Genomic DNA, 21,545 nt, shown 5'->3' with positions numbered 1-21,545 from the left:
AGCGAACTGTCGGGCGAGGCCGCCGCCTACATGCGGCCCAACCTCTTCGTGAACACCCCCGACATCCTCCACGAGTTCCTCCAGCACGGCGGCCGGCCCGCCTTCGAACTACGGGCGGTACTCGCCGCCACCCTCTCCCCGACCTGGGGTGTCTACAGCGGCTACGAACTCTGCGAGAACACTCCTCTCCGGCCGGGCAGCGAGGAGTACCTCGACTCGGAGAAGTACCAACTCCGGCCCCGCGACTGGGAGTCCGCGGAGCGGGAAGGACGGAGCATCGCGCCACTGCTGGGCAGGCTCAACGACATCAGGCGCCGCCACCCGGCGCTGCACCGGCTCAGGAATCTCCGCTTTCACGAGACGGACAACGACGCGGTGATCGCGTACAGCAAGACCACGGGTGAGGACACGGTCCTGGTCGTGGTCAACCTCGACCCGCACCACACCCAGGAGGCCACGGTCTCGTTGGACATGCCGCAACTCGGCCTGGAAACAGACGAATCCACGTCGGTGTACGACGAACTGACGGGCGAGTCCTATCAGTGGGGCAGGACCAACTATGTGCGTCTGGAACCCGGCAGGGCACCCGCGCACGTGCTCCACGTCCGGCGGTCCACACAGAGCGGAGGGTCAAGAGCTTCATGACTGTCAACGAACCGGTCCACGACACCTTCGAGGACACTCCCGCCAAGGACCGGGACCCCGACTGGTTCAAACGCGCCGTCTTCTACGAGGTCCTGGTCCGCTCCTTCCAGGACAGCAACGGCGACGGCGTCGGTGACCTCAAGGGCATCACCGCCAAACTCGACTACCTCCAGTGGCTCGGCGTCGACTGCCTCTGGCTGCCCCCCTTCTTCAAGTCCCCCCTCCGCGACGGCGGCTACGACGTCTCCGACTACACCGCCGTCCTCCCCGAGTTCGGCGACCTCGCCGACTTCGTCGAGTTCGTCGACTCCGCCCACCAACGCGGCATGCGCGTCATCATCGACTTCGTCATGAACCACACCAGCGACCAGCACCCGTGGTTCCAGGAATCCCGCCGCGACCCCGACGGCCCCTACGGCGACTACTACATGTGGGCCGACGACGACAAGCAGTACCCCGACGCCCGCATCATCTTCGTCGACACCGAAGCCTCCAACTGGACCTTCGACCCCGTCCGCAAGCAGTACTTCTGGCACCGCTTCTTCTCCCACCAGCCGGACCTCAACTACGAGAACCCGGCCGTCCAGGAGGAGATCATCTCGGCGCTGAAGTTCTGGCTGGACCTGGGCATCGACGGCTTCCGCCTCGACGCCGTCCCCTATCTCTACGCGGCCGAGGGCACCAACTGCGAGAACCTGCCCGCGAGTCACGAGTTCCTGAAGCGCGTCCGCCGCGAGATCGACGCGATGTATCCGGACACCGTGCTGCTGGCCGAGGCGAACCAGTGGCCCGAGGACGTCGTCGACTACTTCGGCGACTTCCAGAGCGGCGGCGACGAATGCCACATGGCATTCCACTTCCCGGTCATGCCCCGCATCTTCATGGCCGTCCGCCGCGAGTCCCGCTACCCGGTGTCGGAGATCCTCGCGAAGACCCCCGCGATTCCCTCGAACTGCCAGTGGGGCATCTTCCTGCGCAACCACGACGAGCTGACCCTCGAAATGGTCACCGACGAGGAACGCGACTACATGTGGGCCGAGTACGCGAAGGACCCGCGTATGCGCGCCAACATCGGCATCCGCAGGCGCCTCGCGACCCTGCTGGACAACGACCGCAACCAGATCGAGCTGTTCACGGCCCTGCTGCTCTCGCTCCCCGGCTCGCCGATCCTCTACTACGGCGACGAGATCGGCATGGGCGACAACATCTGGCTCGGCGACCGCGACGCCGTCCGCACCCCCATGCAGTGGACACCCGACCGGAACGCGGGCTTCTCCACGTGCGACCCGGGACGGCTCTTCCTGCCGGCCATCATGGACCCCGTCTACGGCTACCAGGTCACCAACGTCGAGGCGTCCATGTCGTCGCCCTCCTCGCTGCTGCACTGGACCCGCCGCATGATCGAGATCCGCAAGCAGAACCCGGCCTTCGGACTCGGCTCGTACACCGAACTCCAGTCGACGAACGCGGCGGTGATCGCGTTCCTGCGCGAGTACGAGGACGACCTCGTGCTGTGCGTGCACAACTTCTCCCGGTTCGCGCAGCCCACCATGCTCGATCTGCGGGAGTTCGCGGGCCGGCATCCCGTGGAGCTGATCGGCGGGGTGCGGTTCCCGGCGATCGGTGAACTGCCCTACCTGCTGACGCTCGCGGGGCACGGCTTCTACTGGTTCCGGCTCCCGCGAGCCGCTCCCCGCACCGGCCGACGACTTTGAGGATGGGCCCGCGAAAGGACGCGTCACCATGCCGAAGACCGCCCCCCTCCGACTGAGCAGCCCCGGCGTCGACCGGCCTCCGGCCACGCTCGCCGGGCTGCTGCGTGAATGGCTGCCCAGGCAGCGCTGGTTCGCCGGCAAAGACCGGCCGGTGGCCGACCTCGACGTGCTCAGCACGACGGAACTCTTCCCCGGCTGCCTGCATGTGCTGGTCCACGCCTCCCACACGCCGGTTCCCTCGCCGGGCGGCACTCCCCCGCCCGGCGACTGCTACCAACTCCTGCTCGGCGTAAGGGAACACGTCTCGCCGCGACTGGCCCGGGCCTTCATCGGCCGGGTGCGGGAGGGGCAGTTGGCCGGTCTCGTGCTCTACGACGCCCTCCAGGACCCGCGGTCGGCGGAACTGCTGCTGGAGCGGCTGCGGCACCCCGGTACGACGGGTCCCCTGCACTTCGAGGCGGACCCGTCGGTCTCCCTGCCCGCCGGGCTCACGCCCCGGCTGCTGGGCGCGGAGCAGTCCAACTCCTCCCTGGTGTACGGCGACCGGTTCATCCTGAAGGTGTTCCGCCGCATCCAGCCCGGGGTCAACCCGGACCTGGAACTGCCGGGCGCGCTGGCGGCGCGGGGCTGCGAGCGGGTCCCGGCGCCGGTGGCGTGGTTCCGGACGGCGGAGCCGCGGGCCGCGACGCTCGGGGTGCTCCAGCCGTTCCTCCCGGACGCCTCCGACGGCTGGGCGCTCGCGCTGCGCGCCCTCGCCGACGGGGACGAATTCACCACCGAGGCCTACGAGTTGGGGCAGGCGACCGCCGATGTCCATCTCGCGCTGGCCGCGGCCTTCCCGTCCGACGACCGGACCCTCGCCGAGAACGACCGTACGGCGGCGGCGATGACCGAACGCCTGGAGGCCGCCGCGCACTCCGTGCCCGCGTTGCGGCCGTTCGTGCCGGGGCTGCGGACCGCGTTCGGGGCGCTCGTCGGCCGCGATGCCGGGCCGGCCGCCCAGCGCATCCACGGCGATCTGCATCTCGGCCAGGTGCTGCGGGCCGGCCGCGACTGGTTCGTCATCGACTTCGAGGGCGAGCCGTCCAAGCCGCTGGCCGAGCGGCGCAGCGCGCAGTCCCCGGTGCGGGACATCGCCGGGATGCTGCGGTCCTTCGACTACGCGGCCCGGCAGCGCCGGCCCTGGCGCCCGCAGTGGGCGCTCCGCTGCCGGGAGGCCTTCTGCGCAGGCTACGCGGCCCGGGCCGGCTGGGACCCGCGGACCAAGCACGCCCTGCTGCGCGCGTACGAGACGGACCGCGCCGTGTATGAAGTGCTGTACGAGGCCAGACACCGTCCGGACTGGCTTCCCGTACCCATGGCGGCGATCGAGCGTCTCGCCGTCCGAGGAGGCTGAACTCCGTGGCCCTGCGCGACACGTCACCTCAGGAGGCGGGCGGCCCGCCCGCACCCGCTCCCGCGGGTGCCTCCGCTCCCCTGGACCCCGTCGACCGCGACCGCCTCCTCTCCGGCGCTCACCACGACCCGCACGCGCTGCTCGGCGCGCACGCGGTGCCCGGCGGGTTCGCCTTCCGCGTGCTGCGGCCGTACGCGCGGGCCGTGAGCGTCGTGGTCGAGGGGACGCGCACTCCGCTCGCCTCCGACGGGGGCGGTCTCTTCTCGGGCGTGCTGCCGCTCGCCGCGCTCCCGGAGTACACGCTGCTGGTGTCGTACACGGAGGGGGACGAGCAGGAGGTCCACGACCCGTACCGTTTCCTGCCCGCCCTCGGCGACCTCGATCTGCATCTCATCCGTGAGGGGCGGCACGAGGAGTTGTGGAAGGCGCTCGGCGCGGAGCCGATGACGCACGGCGGGGTGGCCGGCACCCGGTTCACGGTGTGGGCGCCGAACGCCCAAGGGGTGCGCGTCTGCGGGGAGTTCAGCTCCTGGGACGGTACGGCGTTCCCGATGCGGTCGCTCGGCTCGTCGGGTGTGTGGGAGCTGTTCCTGCCGGGCGTCGGCGAGGGCGCGCGGTACAAGTTCGAGATCACCTCCCGGCACGGCGAGCGCCTCCTGAAGGCCGATCCGATGGCCCGCCGCACGGAGGTACCGCCCGCCACCGCGTCCATCGTGACGGCCTCGCACTACGAGTGGCAGGACCAGGCCTGGCTCGCCCGGCGGGCACAGATCCCGGTCCACGAGGCGCCCTTCTCGGTCTACGAGGTCCATATCGCCTCCTGGCGACCTGGCTTGACGTACCGTCAGCTCGCCGTGGAGCTGCCCGCCTACGTCAACGAACTCGGCTTCACCCACGTCGAGTTCATGCCGGTCACCGAGCACCCCTTCGGCGGTTCCTGGGGCTACCAGGTCACCGGTTTCTACGCCCCGACCGCCCGCCTCGGCACCCCCGACGACTTCAGGTTTCTCGTCGACGCGCTGCACCAGGCCGGCATCGGCGTGATCATGGACTGGGTTCCGGCGCATTTCCCCAAGGACGACTGGGCGTTGGCCCGGTTCGACGGGGAGCCGCTGTACGAGCCCGGGGACGCGCGGCGGGCCGAGCATCCGGACTGGGGGACGTACGAGTTCGACCTCGGGCGGACCGAGGTGCGCAACTTCCTCGTGGCGAACGCCGTCTACTGGTGCGAGGAGTTCCACATCGACGGCCTGCGCGTGGACGCGGTCGCCTCGATGCTCTACCTCGACTACTCGCGCGACTCGGGGCAGTGGACCCCCAACGTCCATGGCGGGCGCGAGGACCTGGACGCGGTGGCCTTCCTCCAGGAGATGAACGCGACCGTGTACCGCAGGGTGCCCGGTGTGGTGACGATCGCCGAGGAGTCGACCGCTTGGGACGGGGTGACCCGGCCGACCGACACCGGCGGTCTCGGCTTCGGGTTCAAGTGGAACATGGGCTGGATGCACGACTCGCTCGGCTACATGGCGCACGAGCCCGTGCACCGCAAGTTCCACCACCACGAGATGACGTTCTCCATGGTGTACGCGTACAGCGAGAACTACGTCCTGCCGATCTCGCACGACGAAGTGGTGCACGGCAAGCGGGCGCTGGTGTCGAAGATGCCGGGCGACTGGTGGCAGCAGCGCGCCGACCACCGCGCGTACCTGGGGTTCATGTGGGCCCACCCCGGCAAGCAACTCCTCTTCATGGGACAGGAGTTCGCCCAGGGCGCCGAGTGGTCGGAGCCCCACGGCCCCGACTGGTGGCTGCTGGACCCCGGCTACGACGCCGCACCCGACCACCGGGGCGTCCAGGATCTCGTCCGGGACCTCAACGCGGCCTATCGCGCGACCCCCGCACTCTGGCAGCGCGACACCGATCCCGGCGGCTTCCGCTGGGTGACGGGGGACGCGGCCGAGGACAACGTCTTCGCGTTCCTGAGATTCGACGCGGAGGGCTCGCCGCTCCTCGCCGTCAGCAACTTCTCCCCCGTGGTCCGCGAGGACTACCGCCTCGGCGTCCCGGACGACGTCCCCGCCTGGCGGGAGATCCTCAACACCGACTCCGCGCTCTACGGCGGAAGCGACGTGATCAACCGTGATCCGGTCAAGCCGGAGGACGGCCATGTCCGGCTGACGCTGCCGCCGTTGGCGACGGTGTGGCTGACACCGGGGTGACCTGCGGGCAGGACGGTGCTGCTGTGCCATGAGGGCGGTGTGCGGGCGGTCTCGTCGGTGTCCTGACAGCCGAAGCCGGGTGCCCGCACCTCGCCGAGATCCGCCGCCTCCATGCCCTCGCGCCCCCGTGCCGTCGAGTCATTTCCGGCCGACCGCCAAACTCCGCGAGAGCACTTCCCTGTTCCCCTCACCAATCGCTCACACCTGGGCTACATTCGAGCACCGTCGATAACAGTAATGATCGGCCGCGTCACGCCCCGTACAACCCAGGAGCAGCGCATGCGCGACTTCGCCGTCGCTCCACCCCCCACCTCCACCCTGACCGGCGGCCTCGCCGACAGCGTCTTCGAGACCGCCGTCCTCGATCCGACCCGTCCGCTGGTCGCACGGCGGGCGGACTCCTCCTCCACGGTGTGGGAGGAGGTGACCGCCGTAGAGCTGCGGGACGAAGTCGTCGACCTGGCCAAGGGGTTGATCGCGTCCGGGATCTCGCCGGGCAGCCGGGTCGCGATCATGGCCCGCACGCGGTACGAGTGGACGGTGCTCAGCCACGCCCTGTGGGCGGTGGGCGCCGAGGTCGTGCCGGTGCATCCGACGTCCTCGCGGGAGCAGGTCGAGTGGATCCTGCGGGACGCCCACTGCGTGGCCGTGGTGGTGGAGGACGAGCAGGGCATCATGACGGTCGGCACGGTGTGCGCCGCGCTGCCGCTGCTGCGGCACGTCTGGCAGCTGGACTCCGGGGCGCTGGCCCAGATCGCGGAGCGGGGCACGTACATACCGCAGACCACGGTGGACTCGCTGCGCCGGATCGTGATGCCGGACTCGACCGCGGTCATCGCCTACACCTCGGGCACCTCGGGCCGCCCCATGGGCTGCGCCCTGAGCCACCGCAGCCTGGCCAGCCCCGTCGACACCCTGCTCGCGGGCTGGTCGCAGACGGCGGCGGCCCCGGGTGAACAGCCGTCCGTGCTGGCCTTCCTGCCGTTCTCGCACGTGTACGGGCTGATGATCCAGGCCATGTGCATGCGCGGCGGCTGGGTGATGGCCCATGAGCCGGAGATGACGGAGGAAGCGCTGGTGTCGGGCCTGCGCTCGTTCCGGCCGACCTATCTGTACGCGGTGCCGTCGATCTTCGAGAAGATCTACAAGAACTTTCTCCGTACGGCCCAACAGGGCGGCCGAGGCGCCCTGTTCGACCGGGCGGCGGCGACCGCGCGGGAGTTCGCCGCGGCCGAGGAGAGACAGAGACTGGGCCGGGGCTCGGGCCCCGCCTTCGATCTGCGGCTCCAGCACGCCGTGTTCGAGCGGACGGTGTACCGCAAACTGCGCTCGGGACTGGGCGGCCGGGTGGTGGGCGCCACGTCGGGCGGCTCCCCGCTGAACCGGGAACTGTCCCTGTTCTACTCGGGGATCGGCATCCCCGTGCACGACGGCTACGGCCTCACGGAGACCGCGGGCGGGGTCACGATGCAGCCGCTGGGCCGGGAGAAGATCGGCACGGTCGGGCAGGCGCTGCCGGGCACGGAGATCCGGGTCGCCGAGGACGGCGAGATCATGGTGAACGGGCCGTCGGTGTTCCAGGGCTACATCAACGACGAGCGGGCGACGCGGGCCGTCCTGCACGCGGGCTGGCTGGCCACCGGGGACATCGGACGGCTGGACACCGAGGGCTATCTGACGATCACCGGCCGCAAGAAGGACATCATCATCACCAGCAGCGGCAAGAGCGTCGCGCCGGCCGCGCTGGAGAACCGGCTGCGGATGCATCCGCTGATCCATCAGGCGGTGGTCGTCGGCGACGACCGCCCCTGTGTGGGGGCGCTGCTCACCCTGGACCCGGAGTTCGTCGCGCACTGGCGGGCCGGTCTCGCGCTGCAGAGCGACGCGCGGGGCCGGGAGGCGCGCGAGGAGAACGCGCTGCGGGAGGAGATCACCCGGGCCGTCGCGGCCGCCAACAGCCCTGTGGGGCGCGCCGAGTCGATCCGGGTGTTCCGGGTGCTGCCGCAGCCGTTCGACGTCGCGGGCGGGCTGCTGACGCCGTCGATGAAGCTGCGCAGGGACGCGATCGTGCGGCACTACGCGTTCGAGATCGACGCGATGTACCAGGCACGCGCGCGTACCCCGCAGCCGCCGACGGCCGACGAGCAGGTGTCGGGCTGGGACGACGCGGACAACGTGTTCCGGTGACCTCGCCGGCCCGGGATCACTTCGGGCGGTGGTCCGTGCGGCCGGGTGTCACTCCGGGCGGTGGGCGACGACCGCGAACATCGTGACGGACATGTGCAGCGCGCCGTGCTCGGCGGCCTCGGTGAGGTCGACGTAGGCGCGGTCGCGCTGGGCCTCGGTGAGCGCGCCGCGGCGCACCGCGGACTCGCCGAGCATGCGGATCAGGGGCCAGGCCACCGACCGGTGGTCCTGGAGCAGCGCCTGCGAGCCGCGGTCGTCGACGACGAGTCCGGCGGCACTGAGCTGGCCCACGAGCCGGCGTCCCGAGTAGGGGTTGACCGCGCCGGTGAGGGCGCCGGAGGTGAACGCGGCCGTGATCTCGGGGTCGCCCGGGTGCAGGATCGTCGTCGCCCAGTCGGTGTCGAGGAGGGCCACGCGTCCGCCGGGGCGCAGTACGCGGGCGATCTCGGAGACGGCCTTGTCGGGTTCCGTGAGGTGCTGGAGCACCCGTTCGCACCAGACGACGTCGACGGAGGCGTCCGGCACCGGCAGGGACAGCGCGTCGCCGTCGGTGAAGCGGGCGGGGTTCCCGGCCGACGCGGCGCGTTCCTCGGCGACCGCGCGCAGCCCCGGGTTGGGTTCGACGCCGAGCGCCGACCCGTTCGGGCCGACGGCGGCGGCCAGTTCGCGGGTGGTCGAGCCGGTGCCGGCCCCGACGTCGAGGGCGTGTTCGCCGCCGCCCGCGGCGAGTGCCTCGTGCGCCCATGCGCGCAGTCGTCGTACGCCTGGATTGGCTTCCTGGATGTCGAGCGCGGCCACCAGCCGCGTCACGTTTCCGGCGTCGATGTTCTGGGTGCGGAAGCCTGACCCCTGCTCGGGCTGAGTGTGCGACATGGCGTGCACTCTACGGTCAGGAACGATCGCCGAGAGCCGGGTCGAAGGTCATTCGGGTACGCCATTTGTTCACACACGCACGGCGTACGGACGGCCCCGGCGGGGCATGCTGGTGCCCACGCGTTCGTCTGCCTGCCGCGCTCAGCTGGCGGAACGGCTCCCGGCACGGTGGGATCGACTGTGGTGCGAAGCAGCGATCCAGGGGCAGGCGTACGGCGTCGAGGCAGACCGCCTGGAGCCGCAGAAGGGATGAACACCGTGACACGACCGAGGATCCTGGTGGTTGGCGCAGGCTTCGCAGGAGTGGAGTGCGTTCGCCGCCTGGAGAGGAAACTGACCCCGGAGGAGGCCGACGTCACGCTGGTGACGCCGTTCTCCTACCAGCTCTATCTGCCCCTGCTGCCCCAGGTCGCCTCCGGCGTCCTGACCCCGCAGTCGATCGCCGTCTCGCTGCGCCGCAGCAGCAGGTACCGCACGCGGATCATCCCGGGCGGCGCGATCGGTGTGGACATCAAGGCCAAGGTCTGTGTGATCCGCACGATCAACGACGAGATCGTGAACGAGCCCTACGACTACATCGTGCTGTCCCCCGGCAGCATCACCCGCACCTTCGACATCCCCGGGCTGACGGACCACGCCTTCGGGATGAAGACCCTCGCGGAGGCCGCGTACATCCGCGACCACGTCATCACGCAGCTGGACCTCGCGGACGCGAGCGACGACCCGGCGGAGAAGGCGTCGCGGCTGCAGTTCGTGGTGGTGGGCGGCGGGTACGCCGGTACAGAGACGGCGGCTTGTCTGCAGAAGCTGACGCACGCCGCCGTCAAGCGCTATCCGCGGCTGGACCCGGGCCTGATCAAGTGGCACCTCATCGACATCGCGCCGAAGCTGATGCCCGAGCTGGGCGACAAGCTCGGCAGGAGTGCGCAGGAGGTCCTGACCCGGCGCGGGATCGACATCTCCCTGGGTGTCTCCATCGCGAAGGCGGGCCCGGAGGAGGTCACCTTCACCGACGGCCGGGTGGTGCCGACCCGCACGCTGATCTGGACGGCCGGCGTGGTCGCCAGCCCGCTGATCGCGACGCTCGGCGCGGAGACGGTGCGCGGGCGGCTCGCGGTCACCGCCGACATGAACCTGCCCGGCCAGGACGGGGTGTTCGCGCTCGGCGACGCCGGCGCGGTGCCCGACGAGGCCAAGGGCGGGGACGGCGCGATCTGCCCGCCGACCGCGCAGCACGCCATGCGGCAGGGCAGGGTCGTGGCGGACAACGTGATCGCGACCCTGCGCAACCAGCCGCTGAAGCCGTACGTCCACAAGGACCTCGGACTGGTCGTGGACCTCGGCGGCAAGGACGCGGTGTCCAAGCCGCTCGGCATCGAACTGCGCGGCTTCCCCGCCCAGGTCGTGGCCCGCGGCTACCACTGGTCGGCGCTGCGGACGAACGTCGCCAAGGTCCGGGTCGCGACGAACTGGACGCTGAACGCGCTGGCGGGCGACGACTTCGTGCGCACCGGCTTCCAGGCGCGCAAACCGGCCACGCTGAAGGACTTCGAGTACACCGACTCGTACCTCTCCCCGGAGCAGGTACGGGACCGCGTCGAAGGGTCCGGGACCCAGGAGCCGTAGCATCGGCGTTACGGATCTTGGCGTGAACCTGGGGAGAGTACGGCGGCGTGAGGGCAGCGGGACGGGCGGCGTGGGCACGGGTGTGGGATCGCGTCTCGGCGTCCGATCCCGGACTGCTGCGACTGGCGGCGGGGCTGCGGACGGTCTGCTCGATCGCCCTCACCCTCGCCGTGCTCTCCCTCGCGGGGGCCGCGGTGCCGCATCTGGTGGCCGGGGCGATGTCCGCGATGGTGTCGACGTTCGCGATCCGCGAGAAGCAGCGCGGGCAGCAGGCGGTGACGCTGGCCCTGGGACTGCCGGTGGCGCTGGCCTCGGTGTCACTGAGCGCGCTCCTGAACTCGCGGGTGGTCGCCGGTGACGTCTTCTTCGTCCTGCTGATCTTCGGCGCGGTCTACAGCCGCCGCTTCGGCGACCGCGGCACGGCGCTCGGTCTGATCGGCTTCCAGATCTACTTCCTGTCCCTGTTCGTCGGCGCCACCGTCTCCACGCTGCCACGGCTGTACGGCGTGATCGGCGTGGCCTTCGTGTGCAGCGCGCTGGTGCGGTTCGCGCTGGTGCCGGAGACGCCGACGGGGACGCTGGACCGGCTGCGGCGGGCGTTCCGGGCACGGTTCGCGCAGCTGGTCACCGCGCAGCTCGCGTTGCTCGACGCCGGCCGCGACGACATGGAGAAGGCCCTCGCCGACGTGCGCGAGGGCACCGCGCGGCTGCACGAGACGGCGCTGCTGATCCAGGGCCGGCTGGAGGACGGGACCTCCGACGAGACGGTGGCGCGGCTCGTGCAGCGGCGCATCGCCGACGCCGAGGTCGCCGCCGAGCGTCTCGGCCTGCTCCTGCTGACCGCACGCAGCGCCGAGCGGGGGCACACCCTGACCCTGCATCTGCCGGGGGCGCCGGTCCCGCTGGCCGACCGGCTGCCGGTGCGGGACGAGGCGACGGACCCGCTGCGCCGCGATCTGGAGGCGCTGCGGCTGCTGGTGCTGCGTCCCCCGGGCATGGCCTCGGGCACGGCGCTGTCCCATGTGCGCAACCGGCTGCTCGGGTACCGCGAGGAGGAGAACCTGCCGCCCGCTCCCGACGCCGTGCAGGACGTGTACCGGGGCATCGGTGAGGCCGCGCGGGCGGTGCTGGGGCTGCGGATCGCGGTGGACGGGCCGCAGGACGAGTCGGAGGACACGCCCGCGACGACCCGCTCGCGCGAGGAGCTGGACGCGGAGGACATCGCCATCGCTGGCAGCGAGGAGAGCGATGCCGAGGACGCGGACCGCACCGGCCTGCGGCGGCCGACGACGCGGGCGGCGGTGCAGGTCGCGGTGGGGTCGTCGCTGGCCATCGTCGGCGGCGAGTTCCTGTCCAGCCAGCGCTGGTACTGGGCGGTGCTGACCTGCTGGATCGTCTTCCTCAACACCTCGTCCACGGGCGAGATCCTGGTCAAGGGCTACCGGCGGCTGCTGGGCACGGTCCTGGGGGTCGTCGCCGGGATCGGCCTGGCCGGGCTGGTCGGGCACCACACGTGGACGGCGTTCGCGCTGGTGCTGCTGTTCATCTTCGCGATGTTCTACACGGCACCGCTGTCGTACACCCTGATGTCGTTCTTCGTGACCGCGATGCTGGGCCTGCTCTACACGCTGCTGCACACCTACAGCGCGTCGGTGCTGGTGCTGCGGGTGGAGGAGACGGCGCTCGGCGCGGCCTGCGGGGTGGTCGCGGCGGCGCTGGTGCTGCCGGTGCACACGGACCGCCGTACGAACGAACTCCTCGGCACCGTGCTGGAGCGGCTGACGGAGGTCACCGAGGCCGCCGTCGACCAGCTCAGCGGCGGGGCCGCGGCCGAACTGCTCGACAAGGCGCGGGATCTGGACCAGGCGCTGGCCGATCTGAGCGCGTCCACGCAGCCGTTGACGCATCCGATCACGCCGTTGCGGGCGCGGCGGGACACGGCGCGGTACGTCGTCGCGCTGCTGGAGACGTGCGCCTATCACGCGCGGTACCTGGCGGCGACGGCCGAGCTGCTGCCCACGCATCCGTCGATAGCGGCGGATCCGCGGCTGCGGGAGGCGGGCCGGCGGATCGCGCACAACATCGGGGTGATCGGCGCGCATGTCTCCGACGGGGACGACACCGGCGTGGGCGAGATCGAGACCGGGCCGAGCATCGCGTCCCTGCTGCGGCCCGGGACGCCGGGGACCCCGCGCTACGGCCGGGTCACCGACCGCGTGCTGCGGCATCTGCAGCGGCTGGACGAGGCCGTGGTCGGCCTGGCCCGCCCGCTCGACGTACCGGTCGCCGCCCCGGCGAAGTGAACCGCGCGCGCCTGGGTAGGGGACGCGCATGAGCGATGTCGTGGACTCGGACGAACTGCTGCGCCGTATCCGGCGGGCCAGGGCCTTCGCCGCCCAGGAGGCGCAAAGGTGGTCGCACCAGGGCGATGCCGTGCGGGAGGTGGCCTACGAGGCCGTCCTGCGGGTGCTGGACGAGATCGTGGACCCCGGCCGGGCCGCCGCGAAGTGAAACCGGTCACGCGACCGGTTGACCCGGGTACAGATGACGCGTTGATGGTTTACGGTTCATTCATACGTGGTCACGGAGTCGACCGTACCGTCCTCCGCCGCCACCGCTTACGGCCCTGGCTGGTCTCCCCCGTCCAGCCAGGGCTTTTTCATGCCCGTTTCCGTCCCCCGAGGTGCCCGGGACGTCGGCAGAGGCTGAAATGGGCGTAGGGAGAATTCCGGATCCGCTGCCGGCGAGGAGCCCTGTGCCATGACCAAAGCGATAAAACTGCTGACCGCCCTGCCCCAGGCCCAGCGCGAGCGGCTGATGGAGCTCGCGCAGGAGGTGTCGTTCGCCGAGGACTCCAGGATCTTCGAGGCGGGCGGCACGGCCGACCGGTTCTGGGTCGTGCGCTCCGGTGCCGTCTCGCTCGACCAGCAGGTCACCCCGCAGCAGCGGGTCACCGTGGCCACGCTCGGCGCGGGCGACCTGCTCGGCTGGTCGTGGCTGTTCCCGCCGTACGCATGGGACTTCGGCGCGGAGGCGTTCAGCGCCGTGCGGGCCTACGAGTTCGACGCATCGGCGGTCCTCGCCGTGTGCGTGGAGGACCCGCTGCTCGGACTCTCCCTGGTGCGGATCGTCGCCGAGATCCTCGCGCACCGGCTCCAGATGACCCGGAGCAAGCTGATGGAGCACTACGCGATCCACCGGCCCGTCTGAGCGAGTGACGACGGCCCCGCCGGGTCTGCCTCAGATGCGGTAGCGGCGCAGCGCCGGGACGGCAGCCGCCAGGGTCAGCATGATGACGATCACCAGGATGCCGCCCCCCGCGACCGCCGTGCGCGCGCCGAAGGCCGAACCGGCGGTGCCGTGCAGCACGTCGGCCAGGCGCGGGCCGCCCGCGACCACGACGGTGAAGACGCCCTGCATCCGGCCGCGCATCTCGTCGGTGGCGGCGGACAGCAGGATCGCCCCGCGGAACACCATGGAGACCATGTCGGCGACCCCGGCGGCGGCGAGGAAGACCACGCCGATCCACAGGTTGCCGCTCAGCCCGAAGCCGGTGATGGCCGCGCCCCAGGCGACGACCGCGCCGATCACCATCCAGCCGTGCCGGCGGGCCCGCGAGAAGGTGCCGGAGAAGAGTCCGCCGACCACCGCGCCGATGGGGATCGCCGCGAACAGCATGCCGAGGGCGAGACCCTCGCCGTAGGGCGCGTAGGTCTGGGCGGCGAGCTGGGGGAACAGGGCGCGGGGCATGCCGAAGACCATCGCGATGATGTCGGCGAGGAAGGACAGCAGCAGCACCTTGTGCAGCGAGATGTAGCGGAAGCCGGCGGCGACCTCGCGCCAGCCCGCGCGGCGCGGGGTCGCGGACTCCAGGGGCGGCAGCGAGGGCAGTTTCACGACCGCCCAGAGGGTGACGCACAGGGCCAGCGCGTCGATGAGGTACAGCTCGGGCAGCCCGATGACCGGGATGAGGACGCCCGCGAGGAGCGGTCCGACGACCTGCCCCGTCTGCATCACGGTGGAGCCCAGCGCGTTGGCGGCGGCCAGTTGCGCGGCCGGGACCAGGCGGGCGATGGAGGCGTTGCGGGCGGGCGCGTTGAGGCCCCAGAACGCCTGCTGCATCGCGAGCAGCACCATCAGCGCGGCCACCGAGTCGAGGCCGACGGCGGCCTGTACCCAGAACAGCACCGAGGTCACGGCGATCCCGCTGTTGGTGATCAGCAGGAGCTTGCGGCGGTCCATGGTGTCGGCGATCGCGCCGCCCCACAGCGCGAACACGATGAGCGGGAGCAGGCCCGCCATGCTGGCGGCGCCGACCCAGGCGGAGGAGCCGGTGATGTCGTAGATCTGCTTGGGTACGGCGACGGCGGTGAGCTGGCTGCCGACGGCCGTGACGATGGTCGAGGACCAGAGGCGGCGGTAGGCGGGGATCTGCAGGGGGCGGGTGTCCATCGCCCAGCGGCGCCAGCCGCGCCGGGGTCCTGTCGCGGGTTCCCGGTCCTTCTCCGACTCGGGTTCCGTGCCGCTGTCGGTGCTCTCGCTGGTGTCCACTGGCTTCCTGGTTGCTCGCTACATCTATTCGGCCGGGTTCACTATCGCAGCACCGGCCGTGGCTGCCGAATCCGCCGTCTCACGCACCGACGGCGAGCGCCGCGCCCAGCCCGATCATCGTCGCGGCGACCAGGCCGTCCAGGACCCGCCAGGCCGAGGGCCTGGCGAGGAAGCGGCTCAGCAGGCGGGCGCCGAAGCCGAGGGCGGTGAACCAGACCACGCTGGCGCAGACGGCACCGAGTCCGAAGGTCCAGCGCAGCGGGCCGCGGCTCGCCGCGATCGAGCCGAGCAGGAACACGGTGTCCAGGTAGACGTGCGGGTTGAGCCAGGTCATCGCCAGGCAGGTGAGGACGGCCCGGCGGCGCGAGCCGGTCGTGTCGCCCTCGGCGTGCAGGGCGGAGGGGCGGAACACCCGGCGGGCCGCGAGGACGCCGTAGCCGAGCAGGAAGGCGCCGCCGATCAGGCCGACCGCCCGCAGCGCGCCCGGCCAGGCGACCACGACCGCGCCGACACCGCCGACCCCGAGGGCAATGAGGAGGGCGTCGGACAGGGCGCAGATGCCGACCACGGCGAGGACCGCGTCGCGGCGGATGCCCTGGCGCAGGACGAAGGCGTTCTGGGCGCCGATGGCGACGATGAGCGAGAGGCCGGTGCCGAAGCCCGCGGCGGCGGCGGAGAGTGCGTTGGTCACGCCCTCGACGCTAAGGACGCCCGCGTCAGGAGTACAGCTAAAGATTCTTACGTAACATTAGCGCTCGTGATGGTTTCCGAGCTGCCCCTGGACCAGGTGCGGACGCTGCTGGCAGTGGTGGACGAGGGCACGTTCGACGCGGCGGCGGCCACGCTGCATGTGACGCCGTCGGCGGTCAGCCAGCGGGTGAAGGCGCTGGAGCAACGGACGGGCCGGGTCCTGCTGCTGCGCACCAAGCCGGTGCGGACGACCGAGTCCGGCGAGGTGGTCGTGCGGTTCGCCCGTCAGCTGGCCCGGCTGGAGCGGGACGCGCGCGCCGAGCTGGGGATGAGCGGGGCGGGTGAGGCGACCCGGGTGTCGATCGCGGTGAACGCGGACTCCCTCGCGACCTGGTTCCTGGGCGCGCTCACCCGGGTCCCGCGCGAGCTGCGGGTCTGCTTCGAGCTCCGCCGGGAGGACGAGGACCACACGGCCGCGCTGTTGCGCGAGGGGCTGGTCATGGCTGCGGTGACCTCGTCGCCGGACGCCGTTCCCGGCTGTTCGGTGCGGACGCTGGGGCGGATGCGGTATCTCCCGGTCGCCAGCCCGGAGTTCAGGGACACGTATCTCGACGGCCCGCTGCGGGACGCGCTGGCCGGGGCGCCGGTGATCACCTTCGACCGGCTCGACGACTTCCAGGACACGTTCGTACGGCGGCTGGGGCGCGGGCCGGGCGGGGCGGGCTCCGTCCGGCACCTGGTGCCCACCTCGGAGGGGTTCGTCGAGGCCGTGGCCGCGGGGCTGGGGTGGGGGATGGTGCCCGAGATGCAGGCCGCTCCGCTGGTGCGTGCCGGGAGGCTGGTGGACTTCGCGCCGTCGCGGTCGGTCGAGGTGCCGCTGTACTGGCAGCAGTGGAAGCTGGACTCGCCCGCGTTGGCCGCGGTGGCGGGGGCGGTCCTGGAGGCGGCGGCGGAGGCGTTGCGGGGCTGAGGGTGCGCTTTCGCCTCACGGTCGGACGGTGCGGGCTGTCCCGTCAGGCACCGGCCGGCTTCAGTTGGGCCGCCGCGCTGTCCAGGAGCATGTCCAGGGCCGTCGGGTACGCGCTGTCGGGCATGCGGGCGGCCAGGAGGGGGGCCGCCTCGGCGATACGGGGGTGGGTGGTGCGGGGCAGGCGGGCGTAGGTCGAGCGCCACATGGACTCGTCGGCGTGGAGGGCCGCGCTCGGCAGGGCCAGGGACGCGGCGTCGAGGGCGGCGAAGGCCAGGGTCTGGTCGATGAAGGCGTGGTAGATGCGGACGGTGTCCGCCAGGGAGAAGCCGGCCGTGCGGAGGATGTCCAACACGGCCTCGTCCGCGGCGAGTTCGTTGGCCCGGCCGGTGACGCGGCTCGCGGTGAGCTGGGCGGCCTGGGGGTGGGCGACGTACGCGGCGTGGATGCGCAGGCCGATCGCGCGCAGGTCGGGGCGCCACTCCCCCGTCGGCTCCCAGCCCCGCAGCGCCTGTCCGACGAGGGCGTCGCCGATGGCCAGGGTCAGCTCGTCCATGCCGCGGAAGTAGCGGTAGAGGGTGCTGGGGTCGGCGTCCAGGGCCAGGCCCAGCCGGCGGGCGGTGAGGCCCGCGCTGCCGTGTTCGCGCAGCATGCGCAGGGCCGTGTCGATGATCAGCCGCTCGGACAGGACCGTGCCGCTCTTGGTCGGACGGCGCCGTCGCCGCTTCTCCTCGGACACCACCGGTTTCGGCATCGCGGCCTCCCTGTCGCCTTATGCCAACGCCATTGACCTTATCCGGGCGACCGGCGTTGTATCTCCGGCAGGGCCCGCTGACGTTCGCAGCTCGGCAGTGAAGGAGTTCTTGTCATGCGTGTACTGCTCGTGGGAGCCGGTGGGGTGGGGACCGCGGTCACCCGGATCGCGGCCCGGCGTCCGTTCTTCGACGCGATGGTGGTCGCCGACTACGACCTGTCCCGCGCGGAGGCCGCCGTCGCGGCGCTCGGCGCCGAGGCCGGCCGGTTCAGTGCGGTGCGGCTGGACGCCGGTGACGAGGAGGCGGTCGCGGCGGCGCTGCGGGAGCACGCGTGCGACGTGCTGCTCAACGCGACCGACCCGCGTTTCGTCCTCCCGCTGTTCCACGCGGCGCGGGCCGCCGGGGCGAACTATCTGGACATGGCCATGTCGCTGTCGCGGCCGCACCCGGAGCGGCCGTACGAGGAGTGCGGGGTCAAGCTCGGCGACGCGCAGTTCGAGGACGCGGCCGACTGGGAGAAGGCGGGTGCCCTGGCGCTCGTCGGGATGGGGGTGGAGCCGGGGCTGTCGGACGTGTTCGCGCGGTACGCGGCCGATGAACTCTTCGACGAGATCGAGGAGATCGGCATCCGCGACGGCGCGAACCTCACGGTCGACGGCTACGACTTCGCGCCCTCCTTCTCCATCTGGACGACGATCGAGGAGTGCCTGAACCCTCCGGTGGTCTACGAGGCCGGGCGGGGCTGGTTCACCACCGAACCGTTCAGCGAGCCCGAGGTGTTCGACTTCCCCGAGGGCATCGGGCCGGTCGAGTGCGTGAACGTGGAGCACGAGGAGGTGCTGCTCGTGCCGCGCTGGGTGGACGCGCGCCGGGTCACCTTCAAGTACGGGCTCGGCAACGAGTTCATCGAGACCCTGAAGACCCTTCACCTGCTGGGACTCGACCGCACCGAACCGGTCACCGTACCGAGTGCCGCCGGCCCGGCCGCCGTGTCGCCCCGGGATGTCGTGGCCGCCTGTCTGCCCGATCCCGCGACGCTGGGCGACCGTATGCACGGCAAGACCTGCGCGGGCACCTGGGTGCGCGGCACGAAGGACGGGGCGCCGCGCGAGGTGTATCTGTACCACGTGGTCGACAACCAGTGGTCGATGGCCGAGTACGGCTCCCAGGCCGTGGTCTGGCAGACCGCCATCAACCCGGTGATCGCCCTGGAGCTGCTGGCCACGGGGGCGTGGAGCGGGTCGGGTGTGCTGGGGCCCGAGGCGTTTCCGGCCGGGCCGTTCCTCGGCCTGCTGACGGAGTACGGGTCGCCGTGGGGACTGCGGGAGCAGTGACCCGCGTCCGCCACCGACCGTGACCCGCTTCGGCTCCCGCGCTGCCGCGCCGATGTGAGGGGGTGTCAACCTCCTTCCGGCGCAGTGGCGTTGGGCAGTCGAAGCGTGAACACCGAACCGGCGCCGGGCTCGCTCGTCGCCTCCACCGTGCCGTGGTGGGCGGCGACCAGGTCGCGGACGATGGACAGGCCGAGGCCGCTGCCTCCGGTGCGGCGGCTGCGGGACTGGTCGGCGCGCCAGAAGCGCTCGAAGACGTGCGCGAGGTTCTCGGGGGCGATGCCCGAGCCGGTGTCGGTGACGGTCAGGACGACGGTGTCGGCCTCGCGCCAGGCGGTCAGGGTGACGGTGCCGTCGGCCGGTGTGTGGCGCAGCGCGTTGGACACGAGGTTGCCGAGGACCTGGCGCATGCGGACCGGATCGGCGTCCAGCCACAGGAAGGTGTCGGCCTTGCCGGTCAGGGCGACCCCGGCCGTGTCGGCGGAGACGCGGTACGCGGCGACGACCTGGTCGACGAGGTCCTCGACGCGCACCGGTTCGCGGTGCAGGCGCAGGGTGCCTGCGTCGGCGGCGGCGAGGTCCTGGAGGTCGTCGATGACGCGCTGGAGGACCATCGCCTCCTCGTGCAGGGAGCCGAGCAGGGCCGGGTCGGGTTCGACGAAGCCGTCCCGGGTGACCTCCAGCCAGCCGCGGATGTTGGTGAGCGGGCTGCGCAGTTCATGGGCGATGTCGCTGACCATGGCCTTGCGCTGGGCCTCCATGCGTTCGCGGCGTTCGGTGAGGTCGTTGAACGCCTCGGCGAGGATGCCGGTCTCGTCCCGGGTCCGCACCGGCACCCGTACGTGCAGCTCGGGCGGCTGCTGGGCCGCCTCCGTCAGCGCCCGCAGGGGCCGTACGAGCCGGGTCGCGACGACCGCCGTCACCAGGACCGTGAGCGCGAGGACGGCCGCCGCCGCGCCGACGACCTTGGCCTTGTTCGCCGGGGAGACGTCGAAGCGGGGGGCGGTGGTGTCGCCGCCGCCGAGGAAGAGTTCGGCCACCGGTGCGACGTACGGTTCGAGCTGGGCGCGGCGGGCGGCGTCGGTGCAGGCCTCCGCCTTGCGGATGTCGGCCGCGGAGCCCAGTTTGTTGTACCCGCCCGTGGTGTAGCGGGAGCCGAGGCTCTTGTCGAAGACGTCGACCCCGAAGTACGCGATCTTGAAGCTCACGCCTTCCCGCGACAGGCACGGCTGGGAGCTCGTGATCAGGTTCTTCAGCGCCTTGCCCTCGGTCGCGGTCGGGGTGTTGAGCTTCCCGTCGGCGCACTCGGCCGGCACGTTGTCGTTGGCGTCGTTGCCGTCCGCGTCGGTGAGGACGGGCCGGCCGCTCGGTGTCATCGTGATGGTCGTGTCGATCCCGAACCGGGCGAAGCAGGCGTGCCGTTCCTCGGCCAGTGCCGCCAGCTGGACCCGCTCCTTCGCGGTCAGCCGGTACGGTCCCACGACCCGGGGGTCGAGGCCGCTGAGCTGGGCGCCCGGTTCGGTGTACGTGTCGGTGTGCAGCGGGTCGACGTTCGCGGCGGCGCGGGGCGGCAGCGAGGTGCCGTGCGGGGCGGAGTCGGCGATGAGGGTGCGGTCGGAGGTGGTCAGCGCGATCCGGCGCCCCATCTTCACGGAGAGGGCGCGCACGGTGGGTGCGACGCCCGTCCACTCGGGGTGTGTCGCGGCGTAGCCGCTGAGCTGCGCGAGGATGCGCATGTCGTCGGCGAGGTCCTGGCCCTGTTCCTCCTTGATGGCCCGGGTGGTGGTCTCCACCGCCAGCCAGGCCGTCGCCCCGACCGAGCAGAGCGCGATCAGCACGGTGGCGACGAGCAGCCGGACCAGCAACCGCTTCCGCAGCGGTATCCGGGGCCTCACGCGCGACCGCCGCGCAGCTTGTAGCCGACGCCGAACACGGTGAGCAGCCGGACCGGGCGGCGCGGGTCGGCCTCTATCTTCCGGCGCAGGTTCATGATGTGGACGTCGACGGCCCGCTCCGTGGACGCCCGGTCGAGACCCCGGGTGTACTGGAGCAACTGCCGCCGGGAGAAGACCCGTTCGGGCTCGGCGGTCATCGCGAGGAGGATCTCGAACTCGGCCGGTGTGCAGTCGACCGGCACCCCGTCGCAGCGCACCTCGTGCCGGACCGCGTCGACCGAGAGGCCTGCCGCCCGGACGACGGTGTCCTCCTGCCGGTCCTCGACGGCCCGGCCGCTGCGCCGCAGGACCGTGCGGATGCGGGCCATCAGTTCACGCGGGCTGTACGGCTTGGTCATGTAGTCGTCGGCGCCGAGTTCGAGGCCGAGCAGGACGTCGTCCTCGGTGGAGCGGGCGGTGAGCATCAGCACGGGGATGTCGTCCTCGCCGCGCAGCACCCGGCACACCCCGAAGCCGTCGATCACGGGCAGCATGAGGTCGAGCACCACGAGGTCGGGCCGGAGCTCCCGGGCCGCCGAGAGGGCGGCGGCCCCGTCGTGGACCACGGTCGCGGTGTGGCCTTCCGTCAGCAGGGAGCGTCGTATCAGCTCGGCCTGCATCTCGTCGTCCTCGGCGACCAGCACATGTGCGCACAC

Annotated in this window: 17 protein-coding genes; 11 read left to right on the top strand and 6 right to left on the bottom strand. The window is 71.6% G+C overall.

Annotated elements, in window-relative coordinates; all coding sequences use genetic code 11:
- The 5 genes from ACIPTO_RS30415 to ACIPTO_RS30395 form a co-directional block, all read left to right on the top strand.
- On the top strand, nt 1-645 hold a 645-nt coding region (locus ACIPTO_RS30415), incomplete at its 5' end, for an alpha-glucosidase C-terminal domain-containing protein (RefSeq protein ID WP_401197420.1).
- A complete protein-coding gene (gene treS, locus ACIPTO_RS30410) occupies nt 642-2,360 on the top strand; it encodes a maltose alpha-D-glucosyltransferase (protein WP_401197417.1) in 1,719 nt (572 codons plus the stop codon). The genes ACIPTO_RS30415 and treS, both read left to right, overlap by 4 nt.
- Nucleotides 2,361-2,388: 28 nt before the next feature.
- Entirely contained in the window at nt 2,389-3,756 is a 1,368-nt protein-coding gene (locus ACIPTO_RS30405) for a maltokinase (RefSeq protein WP_401197415.1), read from the top strand.
- Nucleotides 3,757-3,761: 5 nt separating this feature from the next.
- Nucleotides 3,762-5,975: a 1,4-alpha-glucan branching enzyme gene (glgB, locus tag ACIPTO_RS30400; protein WP_401197412.1), complete on the top strand. Its 2,214-nt coding sequence runs from the start codon at nt 3,762-3,764 to the stop codon at nt 5,973-5,975.
- Nucleotides 5,976-6,254: 279 nt separating this feature from the next.
- Entirely contained in the window at nt 6,255-8,162 is a 1,908-nt protein-coding gene (locus ACIPTO_RS30395) for an AMP-dependent synthetase/ligase (RefSeq protein WP_401197410.1), read from the top strand.
- A 48-nt stretch (nt 8,163-8,210) separates the two neighbouring features.
- Here the strand turns inward: ACIPTO_RS30395 and ACIPTO_RS30390 are convergent, their stop codons facing one another.
- On the bottom strand, nt 8,211-9,035 hold the full coding sequence (locus ACIPTO_RS30390; protein WP_366325187.1) for a methyltransferase domain-containing protein: 825 nt from the start codon (nt 9,033-9,035) through the stop codon (nt 8,211-8,213).
- A 249-nt stretch (nt 9,036-9,284) separates the two neighbouring features.
- On the opposite strand from ACIPTO_RS30390, the gene ACIPTO_RS30385 reads away from it, so the two are divergent.
- The 4 genes from ACIPTO_RS30385 (at nt 9,285) to ACIPTO_RS30370 (ending at nt 13,871) form a co-directional block, all read left to right on the top strand.
- Entirely contained in the window at nt 9,285-10,661 is a 1,377-nt protein-coding gene (locus ACIPTO_RS30385) for an NAD(P)/FAD-dependent oxidoreductase (protein ID WP_366325185.1), read from the top strand.
- Nucleotides 10,662-10,708: 47 nt separating this feature from the next.
- Entirely contained in the window at nt 10,709-12,964 is a 2,256-nt protein-coding gene (locus tag ACIPTO_RS30380; protein WP_366325183.1) for an FUSC family protein, read from the top strand.
- Between the two features lie 28 nt (nt 12,965-12,992).
- Nucleotides 12,993-13,172 carry a hypothetical protein gene (locus ACIPTO_RS30375; protein WP_366325181.1) on the top strand — a complete coding sequence of 60 codons (180 nt, stop codon included), beginning with the start codon at nt 12,993-12,995 and terminating at the stop codon, nt 13,170-13,172.
- 249 nt (nt 13,173-13,421) lie between these two features.
- Complete coding sequence (locus ACIPTO_RS30370) at nt 13,422-13,871, top strand: cyclic nucleotide-binding domain-containing protein (RefSeq protein ID WP_366325179.1); 450 nt, start codon at nt 13,422-13,424, stop codon at nt 13,869-13,871.
- Between the two features lie 30 nt (nt 13,872-13,901).
- On the opposite strand, the gene ACIPTO_RS30365 is transcribed toward ACIPTO_RS30370, so the two are convergent.
- Both ACIPTO_RS30365 and ACIPTO_RS30360 read right to left on the bottom strand, forming a co-directional pair.
- Nucleotides 13,902-15,212 (bottom strand): MFS transporter, encoded by a 1,311-nt coding sequence (locus ACIPTO_RS30365; protein ID WP_401197405.1) that lies wholly within the window; start codon nt 15,210-15,212, stop codon nt 13,902-13,904.
- Nucleotides 15,213-15,291: 79 nt separating this feature from the next.
- Nucleotides 15,292-15,903 carry a LysE/ArgO family amino acid transporter gene (locus ACIPTO_RS30360; RefSeq protein ID WP_401197402.1) on the bottom strand — a complete coding sequence of 204 codons (612 nt, stop codon included), beginning with the start codon at nt 15,901-15,903 and terminating at the stop codon, nt 15,292-15,294.
- Nucleotides 15,904-15,972: 69 nt separating this feature from the next.
- Between ACIPTO_RS30360 and ACIPTO_RS30355 the strand changes: the two genes are divergently transcribed.
- Complete coding sequence (locus ACIPTO_RS30355) at nt 15,973-16,872, top strand: LysR family transcriptional regulator ArgP (RefSeq protein ID WP_401197445.1); 900 nt, start codon at nt 15,973-15,975, stop codon at nt 16,870-16,872.
- Nucleotides 16,873-16,915: 43 nt separating this feature from the next.
- Here ACIPTO_RS30355 and ACIPTO_RS30350 read toward each other — a convergent pair whose 3' ends face one another.
- The gene (locus ACIPTO_RS30350) at nt 16,916-17,623 is read right to left on the bottom strand and encodes a TetR/AcrR family transcriptional regulator (RefSeq protein ID WP_366325173.1); all 708 of its coding nucleotides are present in this window, start codon (nt 17,621-17,623) and stop codon (nt 16,916-16,918) included.
- Nucleotides 17,624-17,737: 114 nt separating this feature from the next.
- Here ACIPTO_RS30350 and ACIPTO_RS30345 point away from each other — a divergent pair, with 114 nt between their 5' ends.
- A complete protein-coding gene (locus ACIPTO_RS30345) occupies nt 17,738-18,958 on the top strand; it encodes a saccharopine dehydrogenase family protein (RefSeq protein ID WP_401197399.1) in 1,221 nt (406 codons plus the stop codon).
- Nucleotides 18,959-19,023: 65 nt separating this feature from the next.
- Here the strand turns inward: ACIPTO_RS30345 and ACIPTO_RS30340 are convergent, their stop codons facing one another.
- Together ACIPTO_RS30340 and ACIPTO_RS30335 are read right to left on the bottom strand one after the other, a co-directional pair.
- Nucleotides 19,024-20,850: a sensor histidine kinase gene (locus ACIPTO_RS30340; protein WP_401197396.1), complete on the bottom strand. Its 1,827-nt coding sequence runs from the start codon at nt 20,848-20,850 to the stop codon at nt 19,024-19,026.
- The gene (locus ACIPTO_RS30335) at nt 20,847-21,545 is read right to left on the bottom strand and encodes a response regulator transcription factor (protein ID WP_366325167.1); all 699 of its coding nucleotides are present in this window, start codon (nt 21,543-21,545) and stop codon (nt 20,847-20,849) included. The genes ACIPTO_RS30340 and ACIPTO_RS30335 overlap by 4 nt, the downstream gene beginning before the upstream one ends.

Origin of the sequence: Streptomyces sp. NPDC090083 (genome assembly GCF_044747445.1) — a bacterium.
GTDB lineage: Bacteria > Actinomycetota > Actinomycetes > Streptomycetales > Streptomycetaceae > Streptomyces.
The sequence above is the reverse complement of the archived record's forward strand: the minus strand, read 5'-3'. Positions and strand labels throughout refer to the sequence as shown.

What these genes read in the sequence shown, in the direction of transcription:
- treS (WP_401197417.1), top strand. Translation starts at nt 642, where the DNA reads ATGACTGTCAACGAACCGGTCCACGACACCTTCGAGGACACTCCCGCC.
- ACIPTO_RS30405 (WP_401197415.1), top strand. Translation starts at nt 2,389, where the DNA reads ATGCCGAAGACCGCCCCCCTCCGACTGAGCAGCCCCGGCGTCGACCGG.
- ACIPTO_RS30395 (WP_401197410.1), top strand. Translation starts at nt 6,255, where the DNA reads ATGCGCGACTTCGCCGTCGCTCCACCCCCCACCTCCACCCTGACCGGC.
- ACIPTO_RS30390 (WP_366325187.1), bottom strand. Translation starts at nt 9,035, where the DNA reads ATGTCGCACACTCAGCCCGAGCAGGGGTCAGGCTTCCGCACCCAGAAC.
- ACIPTO_RS30385 (WP_366325185.1), top strand. Translation starts at nt 9,285, where the DNA reads ATGAACACCGTGACACGACCGAGGATCCTGGTGGTTGGCGCAGGCTTC.
- ACIPTO_RS30375 (WP_366325181.1), top strand. Translation starts at nt 12,993, where the DNA reads ATGAGCGATGTCGTGGACTCGGACGAACTGCTGCGCCGTATCCGGCGG.
- ACIPTO_RS30370 (WP_366325179.1), top strand. Translation starts at nt 13,422, where the DNA reads ATGACCAAAGCGATAAAACTGCTGACCGCCCTGCCCCAGGCCCAGCGC.
- ACIPTO_RS30355 (WP_401197445.1), top strand. Translation starts at nt 15,973, where the DNA reads ATGGTTTCCGAGCTGCCCCTGGACCAGGTGCGGACGCTGCTGGCAGTG.
- ACIPTO_RS30350 (WP_366325173.1), bottom strand. Translation starts at nt 17,623, where the DNA reads ATGCCGAAACCGGTGGTGTCCGAGGAGAAGCGGCGACGGCGCCGTCCG.
- ACIPTO_RS30345 (WP_401197399.1), top strand. Translation starts at nt 17,738, where the DNA reads ATGCGTGTACTGCTCGTGGGAGCCGGTGGGGTGGGGACCGCGGTCACC.